Origin of the sequence: Caballeronia sordidicola, assembly GCF_000729995.1 — a bacterium.
Classification (GTDB): domain Bacteria; phylum Pseudomonadota; class Gammaproteobacteria; order Burkholderiales; family Burkholderiaceae; genus Caballeronia; species Caballeronia sordidicola_A.
The window spans coordinates 81,373-105,082 of the sequence record NZ_JNFG01000003.1 but is presented as its reverse complement, the minus strand read 5'-3'; the positions used below and the strand labels follow the sequence as shown (position 1 = coordinate 105,082).

The 23,710-nt window shown below is 61.0% G+C and carries 18 protein-coding genes; 4 read left to right on the top strand and 14 right to left on the bottom strand.

Going from position 1 to position 23,710, the window contains the following annotated elements; genetic code table 11:
- Positions 1–236: 236 nt before the first annotated feature.
- A complete protein-coding gene (locus FH08_RS0102550; protein ID WP_031356809.1) occupies positions 237–926 on the top strand; it encodes a hydrolase in 690 nt (229 codons plus the stop codon).
- A 127-nt stretch (positions 927–1,053) separates the two neighbouring features.
- Positions 1,054–1,332: a DUF1427 family protein gene (locus FH08_RS48120; protein ID WP_063771157.1), complete on the top strand. Its 279-nt coding sequence runs from the start codon at positions 1,054–1,056 to the stop codon at positions 1,330–1,332.
- Between the two features lie 115 nt (positions 1,333–1,447).
- Here FH08_RS48120 and FH08_RS0102540 read toward each other — a convergent pair whose 3' ends face one another.
- The 9 genes from FH08_RS0102540 to FH08_RS0102500 form a co-directional block, all read right to left on the bottom strand.
- Entirely contained in the window at positions 1,448–2,080 is a 633-nt protein-coding gene (locus FH08_RS0102540; RefSeq protein ID WP_031356808.1) for a LysE family translocator, read from the bottom strand.
- Positions 2,081–2,327: 247 nt separating this feature from the next.
- Positions 2,328–3,167: a BtpA/SgcQ family protein gene (locus tag FH08_RS0102535; RefSeq protein WP_031356807.1), complete on the bottom strand. Its 840-nt coding sequence runs from the start codon at positions 3,165–3,167 to the stop codon at positions 2,328–2,330.
- A gap of 11 nt (positions 3,168–3,178) precedes the next feature.
- Positions 3,179–4,090, bottom strand: a complete 912-nt coding sequence (locus FH08_RS0102530) for a ribokinase (protein ID WP_031356806.1) — start codon at positions 4,088–4,090, stop codon at positions 3,179–3,181.
- Positions 4,087–4,845: a glutamine amidotransferase gene (locus FH08_RS0102525; RefSeq protein WP_031356805.1), complete on the bottom strand. Its 759-nt coding sequence runs from the start codon at positions 4,843–4,845 to the stop codon at positions 4,087–4,089. The genes FH08_RS0102530 and FH08_RS0102525 overlap by 4 nt, the downstream gene beginning before the upstream one ends.
- Positions 4,846–4,933: 88 nt before the next feature.
- The gene (locus FH08_RS0102520) at positions 4,934–6,013 is read right to left on the bottom strand and encodes a phosphotriesterase family protein (protein ID WP_031356804.1); all 1,080 of its coding nucleotides are present in this window, start codon (positions 6,011–6,013) and stop codon (positions 4,934–4,936) included.
- 3 nt (positions 6,014–6,016) lie between these two features.
- On the bottom strand, positions 6,017–7,021 hold the full coding sequence (locus FH08_RS0102515) for an ABC transporter permease (RefSeq protein ID WP_035565133.1): 1,005 nt from the start codon (positions 7,019–7,021) through the stop codon (positions 6,017–6,019).
- 1 nt (position 7,022) lies between these two features.
- On the bottom strand, positions 7,023–7,811 hold the full coding sequence (locus tag FH08_RS0102510; protein ID WP_031356802.1) for an ATP-binding cassette domain-containing protein: 789 nt from the start codon (positions 7,809–7,811) through the stop codon (positions 7,023–7,025).
- 55 nt (positions 7,812–7,866) lie between these two features.
- Entirely contained in the window at positions 7,867–8,811 is a 945-nt protein-coding gene (locus FH08_RS0102505; RefSeq protein ID WP_051887667.1) for a substrate-binding domain-containing protein, read from the bottom strand.
- Positions 8,812–9,012: 201 nt separating this feature from the next.
- The gene (locus FH08_RS0102500; RefSeq protein ID WP_031356800.1) at positions 9,013–10,032 is read right to left on the bottom strand and encodes a LacI family DNA-binding transcriptional regulator; all 1,020 of its coding nucleotides are present in this window, start codon (positions 10,030–10,032) and stop codon (positions 9,013–9,015) included.
- Between the two features lie 238 nt (positions 10,033–10,270).
- Between FH08_RS0102500 and FH08_RS0102495 the strand changes: the two genes are divergently transcribed.
- The gene (locus FH08_RS0102495) at positions 10,271–10,867 is read left to right on the top strand and encodes a redoxin domain-containing protein (protein WP_031356799.1); all 597 of its coding nucleotides are present in this window, start codon (positions 10,271–10,273) and stop codon (positions 10,865–10,867) included.
- 325 nt (positions 10,868–11,192) lie between these two features.
- On the opposite strand, the gene FH08_RS0102490 is transcribed toward FH08_RS0102495, so the two are convergent.
- The gene (locus tag FH08_RS0102490) at positions 11,193–12,701 is read right to left on the bottom strand and encodes an efflux transporter outer membrane subunit (RefSeq protein WP_051887665.1); all 1,509 of its coding nucleotides are present in this window, start codon (positions 12,699–12,701) and stop codon (positions 11,193–11,195) included.
- Between the two features lie 110 nt (positions 12,702–12,811).
- Here FH08_RS0102490 and FH08_RS0102485 point away from each other — a divergent pair, with 110 nt between their 5' ends.
- Positions 12,812–13,945, top strand: coding sequence for an RNA-guided endonuclease InsQ/TnpB family protein (locus FH08_RS0102485; protein ID WP_031356797.1), 1,134 nt, complete (start codon positions 12,812–12,814; stop codon positions 13,943–13,945).
- Positions 13,946–14,005: 60 nt separating this feature from the next.
- Here FH08_RS0102485 and FH08_RS0102480 read toward each other — a convergent pair whose 3' ends face one another.
- From FH08_RS0102480 to FH08_RS0102465, 4 genes are all read right to left on the bottom strand, one after another.
- Complete coding sequence (locus tag FH08_RS0102480) at positions 14,006–17,350, bottom strand: efflux RND transporter permease subunit (RefSeq protein WP_035565128.1); 3,345 nt, start codon at positions 17,348–17,350, stop codon at positions 14,006–14,008.
- Positions 17,347–20,487, bottom strand: coding sequence for an efflux RND transporter permease subunit (locus FH08_RS0102475; RefSeq protein WP_031356795.1), 3,141 nt, complete (start codon positions 20,485–20,487; stop codon positions 17,347–17,349). Before FH08_RS0102475 ends, FH08_RS0102480 begins: the two co-directional genes overlap by 4 nt.
- Positions 20,488–20,506: 19 nt before the next feature.
- A complete protein-coding gene (locus FH08_RS0102470; protein ID WP_035565173.1) occupies positions 20,507–21,793 on the bottom strand; it encodes an efflux RND transporter periplasmic adaptor subunit in 1,287 nt (428 codons plus the stop codon).
- Positions 21,794–22,489: 696 nt separating this feature from the next.
- Positions 22,490–23,512, bottom strand: coding sequence for a LacI family DNA-binding transcriptional regulator (locus FH08_RS0102465; protein WP_031356793.1), 1,023 nt, complete (start codon positions 23,510–23,512; stop codon positions 22,490–22,492).
- Positions 23,513–23,710: the final 198 nt, after the last annotated feature.

Genomic DNA, 23,710 nt, shown 5'->3' with positions numbered 1-23,710 from the left:
AAAAGGGTCTTGTTGGCATCGACCCCATACAAAAAACCCTGATATCACTATCGACAACTTCACATCCGGGCAATGTGGGCTATGCTAATTTTAGACCACGAGACGCCATTGCTCATGTCCTGTTTTTCCAGCGAGAAACACGTCGTTCGTGGAGTCACTAGAGCAACGCGAGAGCGCGCCTGGCGCTCAAGTCTGGAGCGACGTTTTGTCGAAACCTCATACGAAGAGAGGACATCATGAGCCAAGAGAAACTGGAGGTACTTACTCCCACCAACAGCCAGATCATTTTCATCGACCAGCAGCCTCAGATGGCTTTTGGCGTCCAGTCAATCGACCGGCAAGTACTGAAGAACAACGTCGTCGGACTGGCGAAGGCGGCGAAGGCTTTCAACATCCCGACGACTATAACGACGGTCGAAAGCGAAAGCTTCTCCGGCTTCACGTACCCGGAACTGCTCGACGTGTTCCCCGACCAGCCCACTCTCGAGCGAACCTCGATGAACTCGTGGGACGACCAGAAGGTTCGTGACGCACTCAAGAAGAACGGTCGGAACAAGGTCGTCGTGTCCGGCCTGTGGACGGAGGTCTGCAACACCACCTTCGCGCTCTGCGCGATGCTCGAAGGCGGCTACGAGATCTACATGGTCGCCGATGCATCTGGCGGCACGTCGAAAGACGCTCATGACTTCGCAATGCAGCGAATGGTCCAGGCCGGCGCCGTCCCGGTCACGTGGCAACAGGTCCTGCTCGAGTGGCAGCGCGACTGGGCGCGCAGAGAAACGTACGACGCGGTGATGGAAATCGTGAGGGAGCATTCGGGTGCATACGGAATGGGCGTCGACTACGCCTACACGAGGGTTCATAACGCCCCCCAGCGTACCGAGACAAAGCACGAATCGCTCGCTCCAGTCCCGGCGAAGACCTGACGTAACTACGCACGCTGAGCAGTTGAGATGCGAGGCCCGCACCAGAATAATCATTCTGGTGCGGGCCTTTCGCCCAATGTCAAAATCATCAAGCACGCTGATACGCGAGTCCGAGGAATTTCTACCGATGAAGCCTTATATTCTTTCGCTCCTTGGCGGCATTCTCGCCGGGGCGATATACAGTCTTATTCGTGTTCGCTCGCCGGCACCGCCCATGGTTGCTCTGGTGGGATTGCTGGGGATAGTTATCGGGACTCAAATCATTCCGACGGGGCGCCAGCTTCTGGCGAGCAATACGCTTGCGTTTCCAAAAACGGAGGCGGTGCAGACGCACACTACGCACCCGCTCAAATCGAACAACACCAAACTGATTTCGCGAGCACCCGCCAACGTCTCACCGAATTGAATGCCGCCAGGCTGCCTCGGCGTTGTTGCCGGGCCCCGTGTCCTTCACGAATGTCTCGACGCTCAAAAACAGGTTCTTAACTAGGGGTTGTCCGCGAGCCGCGCACGGCAGCTCCTCAAGCCTGCCTTGCCGTTAAAAGCTTGATGCCCAGGCCGAAAAAAACCAAACCGCTGCAACGCTTGAGGGCTTCAATCCACCGGCTTGTGCCAAGCCCGTCATGGATACGGCGCACCCCGAACGAGTAGACGGTGTGAACCAGCGCTACGGTGCAAGCGATGGTCAGGTACATCACGATGAACTGCGTGGGCAGCGGTTGGTCATGCACGATGAATTGCGGCATGAACGCAGAAAGGAAGATCAACGTCTTGGGGTTGCTTCCCGACACCAATAACGCTTCCCGAAAAATTTTGCGCTTGTCGAGAGCGTGGGTGGGCGTTGCGTTGACCGATGCGGCCGCTTTAGGCTTCCCGCTTCTCAACTGCTTTACGCCCAGGACCATGAGATAAACCGCTCCCAGGATCTTCATGGCGAGAAACAATGGCGGCATGGCTGCAAGCACCGCGCCCACGCCCAGCGCCACCAGCATCACCACGACCAACTGAGCCAGCAGATTCCCGGCGATGGTCGCAGCGGTGCCGTGGCAGCCGAATCGAACCGTGTTGCGGATGACGAGCAGCACGTTGGGTCCTGGCGAAATGGTGGTGACCAGATACGCTATGGCGAAAAGAAACCAGGTGTGAAAGGACATTCGCGGGCTCGCTGAAGCGTTTCGGATGGGGACGACCATGACGAATAATGCCATCGAACAAAAGGCGGCATCAATGGGTGAACGGGTGCGGCCATCGACTAGTCTCATCCAGCGGTTCGTTGAACTGCGCGCTCATATGCCGATGACATAGACTAATTCGCGAAGATAACCTCGGACGAAGCCATGGATCAGCAGCCACCCAAGAGTCGACTCGACGGATCCACCAGTGCGAGCGAAAACCAATCCCCTACCGCGCTGCCTGCATAAAACTGCGGACCTTGTTTTCGTCGACGGGATTCCACCATACGCCCCCGACCTTCAATGAACTGGCGACAATCACACCGTCAACCACCGACAGGATTTCCGCGATGTTGCGCTCCGTGCAACCGCTGCCGACGAGCAGCGGCAACGTGGTCGCATTCCTGATCTGCCGCAAATAGTCGCTACTGGCCGCATCGCCCGTGCGTTGGCCCGTCGCGATGATCGCATCGGCATCGAAGAACTCGACGTCGCGTACCAGCTCTTCCAGCGACCGGTCCGATACGATTGCATGCGCGCCATGCTTGACGTGGGCATCGGCGAAAACGCGGATGCCGTCGGCGCGCAGCTTTGCCCGGTAGCGCAACGCAAGCGCCGCCGCGCCTTCTATCAGACCTTCGTTCGCGACATACGCATTAGCCCACTGATTCACGCGCACGAACGCCGCGCCGCTTGCGGCCGCGATTGCAAGCGCGGGAAGCGCCGCGTTTGCAAGTACGTTGATGCCAATCGGCAAGCCGGTTTCCCGGGCAATTCTATCGGCGGCAACAGACATGAACGCCGATGTCTCCGGACCGATATCGTCCGGCTTCGAAAACGGCACGTCGCCGTGATTCTCGACGATCAGTCCGTCGACGCCGCCTTTCGCATAGGCCACGGCATCGGCGAGTGCGGCGCTATACATCGCCTCGCTCGATGCGCCTTGATACCGTGGCGAACCGGGAAACGCCGGGCAGTGGATCACACCGATCACCACGCCGCGCGGACGTCCAAAAATCTGTTCGACGCAATCGGTGCGTCCGCGCCCAACGCCAGAAGAAGTGTTCATATCGATTGAATTCAGGTTAGAGAGTGGAATAGCGCGAACAATTCTGCGCGGCTGGGGAAAGCGGCCTGCGTACCCTTCCTTGCGACAGCGAACGCGGCGGCGGTTTGCGCACGCTGCAACGCAGACGTCATGGCTATGCCCTGCGCAAGTGCCGCGAGGAGGGCACCGCAGAAAGCGTCGCCGGCACCCACGGTGTCGATGGCGTTGGCCGTCTTTGCCGGTATCAGCACCAAGTGCTCGTGGCTGCACCAGAGGACACCCTCGGAACCCAGCGTGACGATGACATCGCCTGCGCCCGATGCCCGCAGCGAACGTGCAGCGTCCTCGGGGTTCTCCAGCCGGGTCAGCGTCGCGGCCTCTACGCGATTGACCACGAGAACGTCGACGTGGTTCAGCAACGGGCGGCAATCGAAGCAAACGGGTCCGGGGTTGAGCAAGGCACGACGTTCGCCCACATGCGCGTGACGCAAGATCTCGGCTGTGATGGCTTCGCCCAGGTTGCCCTGCATGGCTATCCAGTCGCCGCTGCGGGTTGCATCGAGTACCGCGCCCGGCGAGGGCACATAGCGAGCCGCTGCATCGTTGCGAGTCACGATCGTATTCTCGCCTCGCTGGTCGACCGTCACGATTGAGATATCCGTCATGCACGGCAAGCGCTTGACATGACGGGCATCGATACCTTCTTCCACGAGCCGGGCCAGGAAACGATCGCCATCGGCGTCGTCACCGAGCGCAGCAAACAACTGCACCTGGGCGCCCGCGCGTTGTGCCATCACCGCCTGATTCGCACCCTTGCCGCCGAAGTCGTGCAACGTATCGATAGCAAGCGAAGTCTCACCGGCAAGCGGCAAGTGATCGACCCGAAACACCTGGTCGATTGCCGCATTGCCGATAACGCAAACGCGCGCTTCATTCGCGTTCATTTTTCATCCGAGGTCAACCAGTCGAGACAGTTCGTCCATAGCCGCGCGTTGCCTTCCCAGGCGGAGAACTCCGGTGGCAACCAGTGACTTGACATATCGCTGGTCCACGCAAGCGTGCGTCCGCGGCCGTGTGTCCCGGCGACTAACAAAGGGTGGCCCGTTTCGGGCACCGTCGCGATCAGTGTCGCCCCCGCTTTCAACTGCACTTCGTTATAACCCAGCAAGTGAGGCCACTGCGTTCCAAGCCCCTCGACTACCGGGTGCGAAGCAACCACGCTCGCGGTGAATCCTTCCGGGACCTCAACACGATCGTCGTAAGGCAGGCAGGTGACCGGCAACACATCCTCGACCGGCGTGTTGCGGAACCGCGCACTGCCGTTGATGCCCTGGAAGCTCAGATACCCGCCGATCATCATCAGCCCGCGTCCGGCCTCGACGTACTCTCGCAGCAGCTTGAGACGGTTCGGTGTGCGCTGGCTCCTGACCCACGTATCAGGATGCAGCAGCAACGTATTCGCGCCGATGTCCGAGAGAATGATCGCGTCATAAGCAAGCAATCCGTCGAGCGTGGAGGGGAAGGCTTCCTGCGCTTCGTGGCTCGGCATGTGCGTGATCGCATAGTCACTGTCCTTGAAGATATCCAGGAAGATCGTGGCGCCGTTTTGATAGGTCACGGTTGGAAACTGGTCGAAGCCCTTGATGTGCGTCGACATGCTCGTCCAGCTCTCTCCGGCGAGCAAAACAGATTTGGTCATGCATGTGCTCCTTAAGCGCGCGGCGGACCGTGTCGGCGGCACGCGGCGCAAGGTGGAACCGGTTCACATAGTGTGGTGCGAACTGCCGTTATCTGCCCGAGAAAACTCTCGCCGGGTTCGCAATCATCATTGTTTCAATCTGTTCGTTCGTCACGCCATGACGTCGCAGACGAGGCACGAAATACTTGAGGATGTAGCCGTAACCGTGGCCGCCAAAACGCGTCAGCATGATCTTCATGAACACGTCCTGCGACATGAGGATCCTGTCAATAAATCCGGCATCGATCAACGCCTTGATCGCCCGGGCATTCTCTTCATCAGAGGGCGATTGCGCGTTCTCGTCGGCGTAAAAATACTCCATGCCGATCATGTCGTACTCGAGCCAGGCGCCGCGTTCGGCGAGTGAATGCTGGTACTCCACGTCCATGTGACTCGGGTTCATGTGGCACAGCACGGTGTGGTTCAGGTCGGCGCCTTCTTGCGCCACGATATCGAGCACGCGATGCCCGTGCCGGACCCAGCCGGGCAGATGCACGGACAAAGGCACATGCGTTGCCGCACTCGCTCGCGCGGCCGCGCGCAGCGACTTTTCCTCGTTGGCCGTGAACGCTGCCGAGACGCCGATCTCGCCGATCATTCCGGCGACCACGTCGGGCTTTTCAGCAGCGCCGCCAACATCGGCAATCAGTTGAGCGGCCAGTTCATCGACAGACTTGTGTTTCACGTAATCCGGATGCGAGGGTTCGAGATAAAAACCCGTCGACATCACAATGTTCAGGCCGGTGCGGCGTGAGATCCGTTGCAGCGCGGCGGGGTCTCGTCCAATGCCGAGATTGGTCGGATCGATCACCGTATTGCCGCCCAGTTCGCGAAAGCGCATCAGTTCTTCAACGGCTACGTCGGCGTCGAACAGCTGGCAGTTGTCGCGGTTCATCAGCGGATTCATCCGCAGCGCACCCAGAATGCCGATATGAACCTTCTGCTCACCGATGAACCGGTCGCTGCAGCAACTGGGCGGCACCCATTTCCCCGATGCATCCAGCAGGATGTGTTCATGCATCAGCGTGACCCCCATCTGCGCGATGGGGAGTGGCCCTAGCACGGTCATTACGTGGCCGCTGCCGATGCCGATTGGCAACGGCGCGTCGCGGCGGAAGATCGAACTCATCGCTTAGCCTTTCTTGCGCCGTTGCGCCGAGAAGATGCGCGTATTGAGCCATATCGCAAGCAGCATGATCGCGCCCTGGATGATCTGCGTATAGAACGGCGAGACGTTGATCAGGATCAGCCCGTTGCCGAGCACTGCGATGGTCAGCGCTCCCAGCAAGGTGCCGAGAATGGTGCCCCTGCCGCCAAAGAGATCGGTACTGCCGAGCACAACCGCAGCGATCACGGCAAGTTCAAAACCTACACCCTGATTCGACGACCCGCTGCCGAGCCGCGCCGTTGTGATAAGTCCGGCGAGACCCGCTGCTGCGCCGCTGAGGACATAGACTTTCAGGGTGACGGCGCGCACGTTGACACCCGCGCGCCGCACGCCTTCCGAGTTCGTACCTATGCCGGTGACATAGCGCCCGAACCGCGTATGCCGCAGCGTGACCCATCCCGCGAGCAGCGTGACGATCGCGATGACCGCGGGCGTTGGCACGCCGAGCAAACGGCCGCGGCCGAGTTCGACGAACCAGCCGTCGTTTTCGATCGGCACTGAAAATCCCTGTGTGATCAGCAACGCGATACCGCGCACGACCGACAGTGTCCCCAATGTCACGATGAACGCAGGCATTCCCGCAAACGCGATGAAGTAGCCGTTGATGGCGCCGATCAGCGCACCCAGCGAGAGGCCACCGAGCAGCACCACGATGCCCGGCGCGCCGGCGCGCAACGCGATGGCCGAGAGCGCGCCCACCAGTGCGAGCGTGGAGCCGATCGACAAGTCGATACCGCCCGTCGTGATGACGAGCGTCATGGTCGTGGCGACGATCAGCAGCGGCGCGCTTTGACGGAGCACGTTGAGCAGGTTGCCGGCGGTGAGAAATGTGTGCGTCGTGAGCGTAAAGGCGAGGGCGCAGACAATGAAGAATGCTGCGATGCTCGCTACGCCTGCATTGCGGCCGAGCAAGTGCCTGAGCGACAGGCGCGGCGCCTTGGACTTGTTGTCGTGCATGGCGAGTTCCATGTCAATCCTCCGCAAGCGCGCGTGCCGAGCGAGCGCTGAACTTGTGACCCACGATCAGATCGACGATCTCCTCCAGATTCGTCTCGCCGATCTTCCGGTCCGCGACGTTCTGCCCTTCGTACATCACGCTGATGCGATCGCACACCAGGAACAGGTCCTGCAGGCGGTGGCTGATCAGGATCACGCTGACACCGCGCTCGCTGATCGTGCGCACGAGTTCCAGCACCGCTTCGACTTCGGCCACGGCCAGCGCGGCCGTGGGTTCATCCATGATCAACACTTTCGGATCGAACGATACGGCCCGCGAAATCGCGATGGCCTGACGCTGGCCGCCCGACAGGTTTTCCACATCCAGCTTCGTGCTCGGGATGCGGATACCGAGGTTGTTCAGCATGTCGCGCGCGTCGTGATGCATCTTGCGATGATCGAGCACCTGCACACCGCAGATGCGGCGCATGGGCTCGCGGCCGAGGAACAGGTTGCCGGCGACATCGACCGTATTGCACAGCGACAAATCCTGATAAACCATTTCGATGTGATGCGCGCGAGCATCGCCCGGGTCGGAGAAACTGACCCGCTTGCCGTCTATTTCGATGCTGCCGCTGTCCGGTATCACCGCACCCGACAGCACCTTCGAGACGGTCGACTTGCCCGCGCCGTTGTCGCCAACGAGCCCGAGCACTTCACCGGGCATCACGTGCAGGTCAACGCCGCGCAACGACTGCACGGCGCCATAACTCTTGGCGATGTTCTGCATGCGAACGCGCGGCGTTGCCGCATCGGTTTGCATATTGATCCTCCGAGGAAGCCGAAGCGGACCTGGTTGAAGGGCTTACTTGACGGGCTTACTTGAAGATGGCCCGGTATTTACCGACGTTCGCCTTGGTCACGATCGTCACCGGTACCGAGATGTTTTTCTGGACCGGCTGCTTGTTGATGAGCTTCATCGCGGCATTCAGGGCGGCGTGGCCTTCGCCTTCCGGGTCCTGCTGAACCACTGCTGTCACGAAGCCGGCATCAATGCCCTTGATGGCCTGGGCGCTCAAGTCCCAACCGACAATCTTCACGCGGCCGGTGGCGTCCTGTGCCGATGTTGCCGCAACGAGACCGATCAATGCAGGCTCACCGGTTGCATAGACAATCTGCAAATTCGGATTGGCGGAAATCAGGTTTTCGGCGGCGGTTTGCGCTTGATCCTGAACGTTTTGCCCATCGACGGTAGAGACTATCTTTGCGCCCGGCACCGTCGCGATGCCCGCCTTGAAGCCATCGAGGCGCACGTTCTGGATGAACGAATTCAGCGCACCGACCACGCCAATGTTCGCGTTACCGCCAAGATTTGTCTTGATGTAATTCGCCGTGTACTTGCCGATGTCTTCGCCGACTTTCTTGTTGTCCACGCCGACTTGCACTGAGTTGTCACCGTCGACGATAGCGTCGATGGTCACCACCGGAATGCCGGCTTTCTTGGCTTCCGTGATGGCGGGCTTGATGCCGTTCACATCGATGGCGACCACGAGAATGGCATCGACCTTTTGCTGGATATAGGTTTCGATCGCGTTGTTCTGCGCGCTCGGGTCGTTGTTCGAGTTGAAGATGGCAAGCTCGACGCCCGCGGCTTTTGCAGCTGCCTGGGCTCCCTGGTCCATCTGCGTGAAAAACAGCGCCTCCTGGTTGATCTGCACCATGGCGATCTTTTTGCCTGCCGCCACCGCACTGCCCGCAATGGAAAGCAACGTAGCGCTCAACAAGACGGCGGTCATACGGCGGAAATTCACTGCTGCGCTCATTGGAATCCCTTTCCTGGTTGATCCGGACGTGGCTCGCGCGCTCCATGAGCGCCCCGCGGCCGGTGGTTAAAGAAGGACTTCATGGGCGCAACCGACATTGCGCCGTTCGCTTGTAAACCGGTTTATAAAAATTAATCCGCGAGTATTGGACTGTCAACTGTTTCAAAAAAAGATAAGGGTAAGTACGGAGATAGGCGAAGGCTAATCGGCGCGCGGCGGACCGACTGATGCGCGTTCGATCAACTCGACCGGCAGGCGGCGCACGGTGGGCGACGACGTGGCTTTGCCGGTGAGCATCGCGACCAGCAGGGCGACGCCGGTCCGGCCCAGCTCGGCGGCCGACTGGCGCACCGTGGTGATCGGCGGCATCAGGAGGCTGGCGAATTCCATGTCATCGAAGCCGACGATCGACATGTAGCCGGGCACGTCCAGCGCGCGTTCGCGCAAGGCGTCGAGCACGCCGACCGCGATGTAGTCGCTGGTGGCGAACAGCGCGGTGGGCGGTTGCGCGCACGCGATCAGGTCGGCACCCGCGGCGCGCCCGAAGCGGCGGTCGTAGGCGCCGTAACGTACAAGGTTGGTATCGAAGGGGACTTGTGCTTCGGCCAGCGCCCGGCGGTAGCCTTCCAGCCGTTCCTGCACGGTGAACAGCGTTTCGGGACCGGTCACGTGCGCGATCCGCCGATGCCCCGCGTCAAGCAAATGGCGAGTCGCCAGATAGCTCCCTTCCACATTGTCGACGAACACCTTGGGCACGTCGGTACCCGGCACGTCCTCGTCGACCAGCACGATATTGGCGCGCTCGCCAATCAGGCTGCGCAGCGAGCCGTCGTCCGGGCGATTGGTCGCGAAGATCAGGCCGTCGAGGTGGCGGGTATCGAGCCAGCGCAGATAAAGCGCCTCACGCTCGAGCTTGTTGCGCGTGATGCAGAGCGCGAGGCCATAGCCGCTTTCGGAGGCGGCTTCCTCCACGGCATCCGCGAGCTCCGCGAAGAACGGGTTAGCGACTTCGGGCATGGCCAGGCCAATGGTTTCGCTGCTACCGATGCTCAGGCGCCGGGCCAGACTGTTCTGGCGATAGTTGAGCGCGACGACGGCGTCGTCCACGCGCTTGGCCGTCTCGGGCGGCAGCGCGAGGCTACCGTTCAGGTAGCGCGAAACGGTTGCCTTCGACACATCCGCCAGTTCGGCGACATCGCGAATCGTGGGTACTTTTGCCACTTGAGGAGTCCCCGCTGGAGTGGAGCGTAGTGTAACGCGGGGGATTTTGTTGAAGGGGGCAGGGAGCTTGATCGAGTGTCGGGAAACCGAGTGAACAACGTCGAAGGGTTACTGCACCGGTTAGCTACATCCGGTAGTTGACTGAAGATTGCGTTTTTTTGCTGCGCAATTCCACTGCACAACGGCGGTATGATTTACGGGCAGCCGATCACGGAACAATTGAGGAGGATACCTTCATATGCGACCCGACATGATTCCAGGGGCCACTTTTCCCGACTATGATCTGTCCGATCACACCGGCAAACACCGGAGGCTCTCAGACCTGCAAGGGCAGAACCCCATGGTTCTGGTCCTGAGCCGCGGAGGTTTCTGCCCCAAGGACCGCCGCCAGCACGAAGGGCTTGTTCAATTGCATCGTGAGCTCGAGGTCGGCTATTGCCGGCTGGTCACGATCAGTACCGACAACATCACCGAGACCAATGAATTCCGCAGCGGACTGGGCGCCCACTGGCCCTTCCTGTCGGACCCGCGGCGTACCGTACAGAAGGACCTCGACATCGCGGAATACACCGACCCGGGCCACAATCCGATGATTCCCTACACGATCGTCCTCGAACCAGGTCTCGTCATCTATCAGATCTACAACGGCTACTGGTTCTTCGGCCGTCCCACTATGGAAGAGCTGCGCCAGGACCTACGTGCTGTGACGAAGAAATGCCGTCCGGACTGGGACATCACGGCGCCCGAACTCAAGGCGGCATGGCAGCAAGGCCGAAAGGAACTCTTCTACCCGTACGGAAGGACGTACGCTCAAACGATCGGTGAACAGGATTAGCAGGGGCATGGCGGTAATCGCGGACATCGGTATAGGGGAGCGTGTCGGCGAGCGCGCAGACTACTCCGCTTGACCGTTGGATATTCTCGGGTATGTGGGCTCGTTCTGAATTTTTGCCCGCGCCCGAACAAACACCGGAACTCGATCATCGGTCTCTAGCAGCGGCGCACGGACGTAAGAATGCTCCCTTCCGGCCCGCCAAAAAGCGTCTCGGACACAAAGTGCCGGCGTTGACTACACGATTCGTCGAGTACGCACGAATGCAGAATTCGCACCTTCGTGTCCGGAGGCGCGTCCAGTTTCATTCCGTGTGAACACCCCCGTTTCACTGACTTACAGGATTCGCCAGCGCCCCACTCACCTGACTCGCAGCACTAGCCGCTTCCACCGGATGCCGCGGATCGTGCAACGTGCTGTCCGACCATCCGCCGCCCAGGTCGCCAATCAGCGTAGCGGCATCGAGCAATCTCGACTGCTGCACGTTCAACGCGGTTTGCTGATTGTTCAACTGGGTCGCTTGGGCGGTCGCCACGGTGGTGTAGTCCACGGTGCCGGCCTGATACTCGTTGAAGGCAATTTCGGCGCCGCGGTTTGCATCGCGCACGGCGGCATCGAGCGCGTCGGACTGCTCGGCCAGGATCCGCAAGCCGGACAAATCATTCTCGACATCTTCAAACGCGGTCAGCACGGTGCCGCGGTAATTCGCGACAGCCGCCTGATAAGCCGCCTTGGCCGCAGCGACTTCGCCGCTTCGCTCGCCGCCGTCGAACAGCGTTTCAGTGGCGCTGCCGCCGAGTGACCAGACGTAGTTGGCAACCCGCAGCAATCCGCCCAATGGCGACTGCGTAAAGCCGTCCAGTGCGGACAACGACACCGTCGGGTAATACGCCGCGACCGCGACCCCGATCGCTGCATTCTGGGACGCCATCTGGCGTTCGGCCGTCGCGATATCGGGCCGGCGCTGCAGCAGGGTCGAAGGAACGCCAACCGGAATGGCCGGCAACGTGGGCATCGTGGTGCTGTGCGGGATGACCAGGTCCTCAGGGTTCTTGCCGACCAGCACCGCTATCGCATGTTCGTTTTGGGCGCGTGCCACACCGAGCGCAATCAGGTTCGACTGCGCGGTTTCGAGCTGGGTGCGCGCGGTGATCACGTCCGAAGGCGCGACGGTGCCGAACTTGTCCTGGTCAGACACCACGCTCAGGAAGTGCTGGTACGCCTTGACCGTTTGCTGCAGCAAGTCGATATCGGCGTCGCTGGTACGCAACTGGATCACCGCGGTCGCGAGCGCAATCTGTTCGGAGAGCGTCGCATTGGCGAGCGTCGCTTCGCTGGCCTGCGCGGTCGCGGCATTCTCTTCAATCGTGCGGCGCACCGAACCCCACAGGTCGGGCGCCCAACTGACATTGCCCTCGAGTGAGCCCGAATTGTTCACCGTCTGGATGCCGCTTAAACTCCGGCTCGCGCTGGTGCTCGACGTGCCGGTTGCGCTGCGCTGCCGGGTGCCCGAGCCGGTGACGCCAATGACCGGAAACAGGCCGGAGCGTGCGACCTTCACCTCGGCGATTGCCTCCTGGTATTTGGCATAGTCCTGCGCCACGGTCTGGTTGGACACCTCGACCTGCGGTTCAAGCTCGTCAAGCAGCGGATCGTTGAAACCGGTCCACCATGCGCCTTTCGGCCCGCTCGCATTTGGCTCGGCCTGGGTCCAGCCGGGTAGCTCGCGGAAGGTCGCAGGAACGCTGACCTGCGGCCGGTGGTAGTCCGGACCGACCATGCAGCCGCCGAGCAGCAGGGCCGCCGCGGCGGCCAGGGGTTTGGAGGAAATCTTCATCAGTGTCTCCGAGAAGCCTCGGCCTTAAGGTGCAGGAAAGGAGACGGTCTTGACGCTGCTTCCGTTCTCCACTTGACAGCCTCAAACATCTCAGTGGTATGTTCTGATGAATGGAAGCTAAGCGCACATACCGATTCCGGTTTTACCCTACACCCGAGCAGGAAGCGATTCTTGCGCGAACGTTTGGATGTGCGCGCTTCGCCTATAACCACATGCTCCGGCAACGCACAGATGCTTGGAATGAGCGGGGGGAACGCATGGGTTATCACGAGACCTCCGCAGCGTTGACTGCGCTTAAAAAGACTGAGGAGCACATTTGGCTCAACGAAGTGAGTTCGGTCCCCGTACAGCAGGCGCTTCGGCATTTGCAAATTGCGTTCACCAATTTTTTCGCCAAGCGGGCGAAGTATCCAAAATTCAGGCGCAAGGATGGCACGCAGTCGGCTGAATATACCGCGAGCGCTTTCAGGTGGGACGGTGCGGTGCTCAAGCTCGCGAAGATGGATGAGCCACTCGCGATCCGCTGGTCACGCGCGATCCCCAAAGGCGCCAGGGTAACGACAGTCACCGTGTCGAAGGACACGGCGGGCCGGCACCACGTCTCAATGCTGTGCGACGACGTGGTGAGCACGCGCCCGGTCGCCACTGGAAAGATTGGTATTGACCTAGGGCTTACCCATTTCGCGATTCTTTCGAATGGCGAGAAGATTGCCGCGCCAAATGTATTCCGCAAGAACGAGGCGAAGCTCGCAAAGTTGTCGCGGCGCCTCGCGAAGAAGCAAAAGGGCTCGGCCAATCGCAAGAAGGCAAAGTTCAAAGTCGCACGCATGCATGCCAGGACGGCAGACTCCCGTAGGGACTTCCTGCACAAACTTTCGACCAGGTTGATCAACGAAAACCAAGTAATCGCCATCGAAAACCTATCCGTCAAGAACATGCAGAAGAACCGCTGCCTGTCCAAGTCGATCAGCGATGCAGGCTGGTCCGAGTTTAGGCGGCAATTAGAGTACAAAGCGCAGTGGTATGGGCGCACGCTGATCGGTATCGATCGCTGGTATCCATCCAGCAAGCGATGCAGTGACTGCGCGCATACGGTCGCCAAAATGTCGTTAAAGGTCCGTGCGTGGACATGCCCGGAATGCGGGGCAATCCACGATCGCGACATCAACGCTGCGCGCAATGTTTTGGCCGCCGGGCTGGCGGTGTCAGCCCATGGAGAAAGCGTAAGTCCCATGTCTCTTTGAGATGATGTCGGGTTGCATTCTTTGAAGTGGGAATCTCCGTCCTTCAGGTCGGGGAGCATGTCAAGCCTTCGTGTCCGTTTGCCCCGATTGCTCCGGCGGCCCTATTTGATCCGCTTGCCGGTTCCACGGCAATCCGGAAGACCACTTGACGAGCTTGAAGCGCAGCCGGTCCAGGTACAGGTAGATCACCGGTGTGGTGTACAGCGTAAAGACCTGGCTCAGGATCAGGCCGCCCATCACGGTAATACCCAGCGGCTGGCGCAGCGACGCGCCCTGGCCAATACCGATCGCAAGCGGCACCGCACCGAGCACGGCAGCGAACGTGGTCATCATGATCGGCCGCAGACGCACGACGGCGGCGGCATGAATCGCCTCCTTGGCCGGCATGCCTTCGTTGCGCTGTAACTGGATCGCCACGTCGACCATCATGATCCCGTTCTTCTTGACAATACCGATCAGCAAGATCATGCCGATCAACGCGATCACGGAAAACGGTGTGCCGAAAATCAGCAGCGCGAGGGTGGCGCCTATACCGGCCGAGGGCAGCGTCGACAAGATCGTGAGCGGGTGAATCGAACTCTCATAGAGTACCCCCAGCACGATGTACACCACACCGAGCGCCGCGATGATCAGCAGCGGGATAGTGCCCATCGACGCCGCGTAGGCTTGCGCGGCGCCGGCGAACGCGCCGTGGATGCTGGCCGGCATGCCGATTTCGCGCTCCGCGTCTTGAAGCGCCACCTGGGCCTTGCTGAGCGACCCGCCGGCGGGGAGGTTGAAGGAGATCGTTGCGGCCACGAGCCCGCTCTGATGGTTCACCTGGGTCGACGTATGGTTGTTGACATAGCTGGTGAGCACCGGCAACGGCACCATTGTCTCGGCCGAGGTGCTGTCCGCGCTGCCGCTCGAACTACCGCCCTTGCTGTTGGAGATGCTGTTGTTGGTCGCGTTGGCTTGCGCGTTCGAGTTCAGCGAATTGGTGCTCGACGAACTCGACGCGGTGCTCACCGCGCTCGCGGCCGTTACGCCCTTGACTGTTGCGCCCGGCATTTGCGTCTGCTGCGAACCGGTCGGATTGCCCGCCGCCGTGCTCATGAAAATCTGGTTGAGCGTCTGCGGATACTGCCAATACTGCGGCGCCACTTCCATCACCACGAAGTACTGGTTCAGCGCGTTGTAGATGGTCGATACTGTCCGCTGGCCGAACGCGTCATACAGCACGTTGTCGATCTGGTTCGGCGCGAAGCCATAACGAGCCGCCGTGGCGCGATTGAAATTGACGTAGGTTTGCAGACCATTTTGCTGCAGGTCCGAGTTGACGTCGAGCAACTGATCGTGGTCCTTGTTGAGCGCGGTCACGAGCTTGGGCGTCCACGCGAACAGTGCCGCGGAATCATCGCTTGTCAGCGTGTACTGGTATTCGGCGGCTGACTGCCGTCCACCAATACGCAGATCCTGCTGCGCCTGCAGGAAAAGCCGCGCACCGGAGACCGCGTTCAGCTTGGGCCGCAGACGGTTGACCACTTCTGTCGCGCTCGCATGGCGCTGGGCCAGCGGCTTGAGTTCAATAAACACGTTCGCGGTGTTCAGCGCACGGCCACCGGTAAAACCCGCCACCGATTCAACTGCCGGATCCTTCTGCACGATCGCCTGCAACTGGGCGAGTTTCTTTTCCATCGCCGGGAAGGAGATGCTCTGGTCGGCAATGATCTGCCCGCCCAGGATGCCGGTGTCCTGCTCCGGGAAGAAGGTAGCGGGCAGCAGCTTGAACAGGAAGAAGTTCGCGACCAGCAAGCCGATCAGCAACAGGATCACCAGCAGCGAATGGTCCAGCACGGCGGTGAGCGAGCGCGCGTAGGCGTTTTTGAAACGATCGAATTGCGCCTCGACCCAGGTTGCCCAGCGAGCCCTGGAATGGCCGGCGTGCTCGCGGCTCAGCACATACGCGCACATGGCCGGCGTGACGGTCAGCGAGATCACGAGCGAGATCAGGATGGCTATCGACAGCGTCACTGCGAACTCGTGGAACAGCAGGCCGACAATGCCCGGCATCAGCAGGATGGGCAGGAACACCGCGATCAGCGAGAGGCTCATCGAGATCACCGTGAAGCCGACTTCACCACTGCCTTTCAGCGCAGCTTCCTTAGGACTCAGACCTAGTTCGAGGTGGCGCGTGATGTTTTCCAGCACCACCACGGCATCGTCGACCACGAAGCCGGTGCCAATAGTCAGCGCCATCAGCGAGAGGTTGTCGATGCTATAGCCGAGCAGGTACATCGGGCCGAAGGTGCCCACGATGGACAGCGGCAACGCCACCGCCGGCACCAGCGTGGCACGCGGCGACTGCAGAAAGATGAACACCACGCCGACCACCAGCAGCACGGCGATGAACAGCGTGCGCTCGGTGTCCGCCACCGACGCCCGGACCGACTCCGAGCGATCGATGGCCACGCCCACGTGGACGCTGCTCGGCAGCGTCGCCTCGATGGCCGGCAGCACGTTCCTGATCTGCCTGACCGTATTGACGATATTACTGCCGGGCATCGGATAGACGATCACCAGCACGGCCGACTTGCCGTTATAGAGCCCGGCGTTGCGGATGTTTTCGTTGGAGTCCCTGACCTGGGCGACATCGCGCAATAGCACGGGCGCGCCGTTCCGGTAGGCGACGACCAGGTCGCGGTAAGGCGCCGCCTTGTTGATCTGGTCGTTGGACAAGATCACGTAGCGCTGGTCGCCCTGTTCGAGATGGCCCTTCGCGCTGTTGGCGTTCGCCGCGCTGATGGCCGCGCGCACGTCCTCAAGGCCCAGGCCATAACTGTTCAGCTTGCCCGGCTGCAATTCGACGCGCACCGAGGGCAGGGCACCGCCGCCCAGCGTAATTTGACCCACGCCGTTGACCTGCGAGAGTTGCTGCTGGATCACGGAATCCGCGGAGTCGTAGAGCTGCGCCTTCGTGAGCGTGTCCGACGTCAGCGAGAGCACCATGATGGGCGAGTCCGCCGGGTTGTACTGGCGATAGCTCGGGTTGCTGCGCAGCGTGGTCGGCAAGTCTGCGCGCGCTGCCTGGATGGCCGCCTCGACGTCGCGGGCGGCGCCGTTGATATCGCGGTTCAAGCCGAACTCGACCACGATCATCGACGACCCTACATAACTGATCGATGTCAGCTCCTCCACGTTGGCAATCGTGCCGAGCCGCCGTTCGAGCGGTTCAGCCACGGTGGCCGCCATGATGCTCGGGCTCGCGCCGGCCATGTTGGCCTGCACCACGATCACCGGGAAGGCGATGTTGGGCAGCGGCGCGACCGGCAGCTGGAAATAGGCGAGCGCGCCGGACATCAGGATAGCGATCGCCAGAAGCGTGGTCGCGACCGGGCGCCGGATGAATAACGCCGATATGTTCACGGCGTACCCTCCTCCGGAACAGATGGCGTGTCCGGCGTGCTGTCACCACCCCGGCGCTTGCGCCAGCGCCTCGTGCGCTCCGCCATCCGGTCGAAGAACAGATAGATGACGGGCGTGGTAAAGAGCGTGAGCACCTGGCTCAAGGTCAGCCCGCCGATGATCGCCAGACCCAGCGGACGACGCAACTCCGAACCCGTGCCGCTGCCAAGCAGCATGGGCAGGGCGCCGAGCATGGCCGCGAGCGTCGTCATCAGGATCGGCCGGAAGCGCAGCAGCGACGCTTCGAAGATCGCCTCGCGCGCGGGCTTGCCATGGTTGCGTTCGGCGTCGAGCGCGAAGTCCACCATCATGATGGCGTTCTTCTTGACAATACCAATCAGCAGCACGATGCCGATGATGCCGATCACGTCGAGGTCGCTGCCGGCGATCATCAGCGCGAGCAGGGCGCCGATCCCCGCCGAGGGCAACGTGGAGAGGATCGTCACCGGATGGATGAAGCTCTCATACAGCACGCCCAGCACGATATACACCGCGACCAGCGCAGCGACCAGCAGGTACACCTCGCTCGAGAGCGAGTCCTGGAACGCTTGCGCCGCGCCCTGCAGCGAGGACGTTATCGACGGCGGCAGATTGACCGCCTGTTCGGCTGCGTGGACGTCCTTGACCGCCGTGCTCAGCGACGCATCCTTCGCGAGGTTGAACGAGATGGTGACGGCCGGGAACTGCGCCAGGTGGCTGATCACGAGTGGCGACTTGACGATCTGGATCTTGGCGATCCCGGAGAGCGGCACCTGCCCGGTGCTGCTCGTCTGGCTCGGCAGATAAATATCGCCGATCGATTGCACGGTGGGCAGCGATTCGGGCTTGGCGACGAGGATGACCCGGTACTGGTCCGACTGCTGGAAGATGGTCGAGACAATCCGCTGGCCGAGCGTGTCGTAGAGTGCGTTGTCGACGGTGGCCGGGGTGATGCCGAAACGCGCGGCGAGTTGCCGGTTGACTTCAACGTTCAGGCTCAGGCCGTCGGTGTTCATATCGCTTTGCACATCGGCAATCGATGGAATCGCCTTCAGGCGTGCAACCAGTTCCGGCACGTACTTCTGGAACGCCTGCTGATTTGGTCCGCGCAGCACGAAGCTGTACTGGTTAGGCGAGACCGTGGTGTCGAGCGTCAGGTCCTGCTCCGGCTGCATGTAGAGCTTGATCCCGGACACATTGGCGACTTCATCCTGCAGGCGCCGCGCGATCTCTTGCGCCGTGTCCGAACGCTTGTCGCGATCGCGCAGGTTGATCAGGAAGCGGCCGTTGTTCAGCGTCGAGTTGGTGCCGTCGATCCCCACGTAGGAGGTGAGCGAGACGACATCGGGATCTTTCAGGATCGCATCGGCGAGTGCACGCTGGCGCGTCACCATCGCCTTGTATGAGATCGAGTTGTCGGCCACGCTGATCCCCTCGATCACACCGACGTCCTGCACCGGAAACAAGCCCTTCGGGATCACGATATACAGCACAGCCGTCAGCACGACGGTGCCGATGGCTACCATCAGCGTCAGGACCTGGTGATCCAGCACCCAGCGCAAGCCGCGTTCGTAAGCGGCGAGGGTTTTGTCGAAGAGGCCTTCACTGATGCGCTCGAAGCGGCTCGGATGGCGTTCGGCCTGGGCCTTCAACAGGCGTGCGCAAAGCATGGGCACCACGGTCAGCGAGACCACTGCCGACAACACGATGGTGACCGCGAGCGTCACCGCGAATTCGCTGAAGAGACGCCCGATCACGCCGCCCATGAAGAGCAGCGGGATCAGCACGGCAATCAGGGAGATGGTCAGCGATAGAATCGTGAAGCCGATCTGCCCGGCGCCTTCGAGTGCCGCCTCGAGCGGTGTCTTGCCTTCCTCCAGATAACGCACGACGTTCTCGATCATCACGATCGAATCATCGACCACGAAGCCGGTGGCAATGATCAACGCCATCAGCGAGAGGTTATCGATGGAGTAGTTCAGCTGGTACATCACGGCCAGCGTACCGATCAGCGATACCGGCACCGAGATGCTCGGGATGATGGTTGCCGGCACGTTGCGCAGGAACACGAAGATCACCGCCACCACCAGCACGATGGCCAGCCCGAGTTCGAGCGCCGCGTCGGAGACCGACGAGCGGATCACGCCCGTGCTGTCCGAGACGACCGTGACCTTCATGCCGGCCGGCAGCGTAGATTCGAGCTGCGGCAACTGCTTCATGATCTGGTTCACGGTCGCGATCACGTTCGCGCCCGGCTGGCGCTGGACGTTCAGCACAATGGCCGGCGTGCCGTTGTACCAGGCGCCGCGCTCGACATCCTGGGGCGCCTGGCTCACGTTGGCGACGTCTTTCATGAACACTGGCGCGCCATTCTGATAAGCGATCACCGTGTTCAGGTAGTCCTTCGGATCGCTGATCTGGTCGTTGCCGTTGATCGTGTAATCGAGGTCCGGACCGTCGAAGTTGCCCTTCGGCTGGCTGACGTTGACGTAGCTGAGCAGCGTGCGCAGGTCGTCGATATTCAGGCCATAGGCTGCCAGCTTGTGCGGGTCCGCTTCAACGCGGATAGCGGGCACATTGCCGCCGCTGGTGGTCACCACCCCCACGCCTGACACTTCCGAAATCTTCGTCCCAAGGCGGTTGTTGGCGGCATCTTCCAGTTGCGTGAGCGACATCGACGTCGAGGTGACCGCCAGCGTCAGGATCGGCTGGTCGGCCGGATTCACCTTCGCATAGGTCGGCGGCGCGGGCAGGCCGGTCGGCAGGAAGCTGTTGGCGGCGTTGATGGCCTGCTGGACATTCTGCTCGGCGATGTCGAGGTTCAGCGACAGGTCGAACTGCAACGTGATGACCGAGGCGCCGTCAGAGCTGTAGGACGTCATCTGCTGCAAGCCGGGAATCTCGCCCAGTTGCACTTCGAGCGGCGCGGTCACCGTGGTGGCCATCACATCCGGGCTCGCGCCTGGATAGAAGGTCTGCACCTGGATGGTCGGATAGTCGACGTTGGGCAGCGAGGAAACCGGTAGCACGCGCACCGCGACGAGGCCCACCAATACGAGGGCGATCATCAGCAGCAACGTGGCTACCGGTCTAAGAATAAACAGGCGGGAGATATTCATCGGCGCGTGGCTTCAGCTTCTACGAGGCAGCATCGGCCGCGGCTGCGCCCGAGGCGCCGCCGTGGGCGTGCTTATGCTGACCCTGTGCGCCGCTGGCCGCGCCCGCGGTGGACTCCGGCGCGGCAGACGCCGGTGCCTTGGCGCCCACGCCGCCCGATGCAGGCTTCGCCGCAGCGGCCTGAATCTTCGCGCCGTCGCTCAAGCGGTCGGTGCCGTCGGTAACCACAATGTTGCCCGCCGCAAGCCCGGACGTAATGACCGTGTTCTTGCCGTCGCTCGGGCCGAGCGTGACCTTGTGCACGGACACGGAGTTATCCGTATTCACGAGGTAGACATAGTCGCCCGGCGCGCCGGTTTGCACTGCCGGCGTAGGCACCAGTACGGCGTTTTGCAAGGTATCGACCAGTAGCTTGACGTTGACGAACTCGCTCGGGAACAGCGCCTCGTCGTCGTTGGGGAAAGTGGCTCGAAGAGTAATCGTGCCCGTGCTCGTTGCCATCTGATTGCTCACTGCGTACAGCGTGCCGGTGGCGATCTCCTTCGAGTTGTCGCTGCTGTACGCGGTGACCGGCAGGCTCGCGCCCCCGTGCATGCGCTGCAGCACGCTCGCGAGCGAGTCTTGCGGCACCGTGAATTGCACGGTGGTGGGCTTCATGGTGGTGATGACCACGATACCCGGCGACGACGAAGCGGTCACGTAGTTGCCCGGATCGACGAGGCGCAGGCCGACGCGCCCGGACACCGGTGCTGTGATGCGGCAATAAGCCAGGTCAAGATCGAATTGGGCGATGTTGGCCAGGTCGACCTTCACCGCGGCCTCGTCCTGTTGCACGAGGAATTGCTGGTCGGCAAAGGTCTGCTCAGCAATGGACTTGCGCTCGTTCAGTTGCGTGAAGCGGACGAGGTCGGCGCGCGCCTGTGCGAGTGCAGCACGGTCCTTGGCGAGCGTTGCCTCGGCCTGCTGCTTGTCGATTTCATATTGGCGCGGGTCGATCTGAGCAAGGAACTGTCCTTTCTGCACGTCCTGGCCTTCGCGATAACCGACAGCAGTCAGGTATCCGCTCAGTTGCGGCAGCACGGTCACGGTGGCGGTGGGAGTCACCGTGCCCAGCTCGCTCAGAACTTCCGGCATCGAGCCAAGCGTCGCGGTGGCGACCGTCACCACTTGGGGCGGGGTCGCGCGCTGCGGCTTCTTGGCCCGCAGCAAATGCACGACCACGACTCCTATCAGCACCAGCACCACCAACAACAGCAAGACACGCCAGCGCGTCGAGCGCTTTACCTGCGTGGAACCGGTGTCGCTCATACCGCTCATACCTACGCCCTCCGAAAACAATCTCTGCCCTGGATAACCGGGTGGCCCGCTGAAGAAGCCAGCCCGGCAAGTGCCGCATGTCTCTGATCCCCAACTCAGCCGGGGTATGACGGAAGCTCCGTCATGGTCCGCAAAATAGCTCGCTGGGTCAGCCGGGCATTCCTGCGGTTTTATTCGTTTGCGAAGAAGCCCTTGGGCAAGATCCGGCAACGACGTAGGTGTGCTCTTCGATTCGCGTTGTGGCTGCTTCTTCAGGTCTCATTCAACGTTAAGCGGATATGGCGTGGCATCGAAAGTATTGCGTCCCTTGTGAGCAAACGAGTGCATACAAGTTCATTGGGCCGGATGCAATGCCATCCACAACGACTGGATAAGACCGTATCGCAGTGTAACGAACCGGAGGCTGATTGATGAACGATCGTGTGCGGTGAAGCATTCCGAACCATTACGATAGGAGCGTGCGTAATGCCGTGTAACACGACGGCGGCCTTTCTTAAGAAAGTACCGCAAGTAGCATCGATATGGGGTGCTATCGATAGTTGTCAGGATTAAGAAAGCAAAAAGAAAGATTAGGGTGCGCAAGCAGTGTGCGAATGCGCGAGGGTGATTTGAGTTTAATTACAAATTGCTTGTGGATTACTAACTAAATAGTCGCGCGATGCGCTGTGAATGTCATTTGCCTGGACTTCAGGTTGATCCTGATCGCCGCGGCCCGGTGGATGCACGCACAACCAGTGTCGGCGGTGGGGCGATGACCATGGTTGGTTGCATCGCGGGTGCATCAATGAGCTGAATCAGTCGATCAACAGATAACTCGGCAATGGCTGCGGTCTGAATTGCGACGGTCGTCAAAGCCGGGTGCACCTGATGCGCGAGTTGGATGTCCGTGATGCCGATCACCGACACGTCGTCGGGCACCTTGCGGCCAAGCGTGATCAACGCCTGCGCCGCACCAATTGCCAGCAAATCATTGGTCGCGAAAATGGCGGTGAGGTGCGGCCGGTTCGACATCAACTGCATGCAGGCGGCATACCCTGCATCGATGGAATCGCGGATCTGCAGCACCGCGGCGGCGTCTGCTTCAATCCCGGCCTCGCGCATGGCGGCGCGAAACCCGTTGGAACGGGCATCCTGCAAACCGCCGCAGCCATCGCCGATCAGCAGACCGATCTCACGGTGGCCGAGTTCAAGCAGATGTCCTGCGGCCAGCGCGCCCGCATGCGCGAAATCCACGGCAACGCAGGGCAGGGCGGGCGGCGTCTCGGGATGCTCCCACATGGCAAGCAAAATCGGCGCGCTATGCATGGCCGACGCGCACAGGTCGTTGATGGCAATGTCCGTGTTCATCACGAGTACGCCATCCGCCAGCGTTCCCGCGATCTGATTCAGATACGCGCGGCCGATCTCCGCGTCGTCGTCGGTATTGCACACCATCAGGAAGTGACCTGCCTTGCGGGCCGCGCGTTCGGCCGCCAGCACGAACTCGGGATAGAACGGGTTCGAAATATTGGAGAGCATCAAGGCTAACGTCGACGAACGGCCTTCAGCCAACGCACGCGCGTTGAGGTTAGGCCGATAGCCGAGTTCGTCAATCGCCTTCAACACGCGGTCGGCCGTTTCCGGGCGGACTTTTTCGCGGTTGCGCAGCACGTTGGACACGGTCGCCGCAGTGACATGCGCACGCTTCGCAACTTCGGACAGAGTGACCATTTTTCTGGTTATCCCACATTCAGGGAATGCGATTCAAATGTTGCAAGCGATGGGCGACGTTGATAACTTCTGCAAAACACAACCGAGACGCTCACCATGACTTCCTGCATCGTACCCGAATTTAAGCGGTTAAATACACGTGGCACAAGGACGTGCCACTTATTTTACGCAAAAATTTAAGCGGTTAAATCCGGGAGA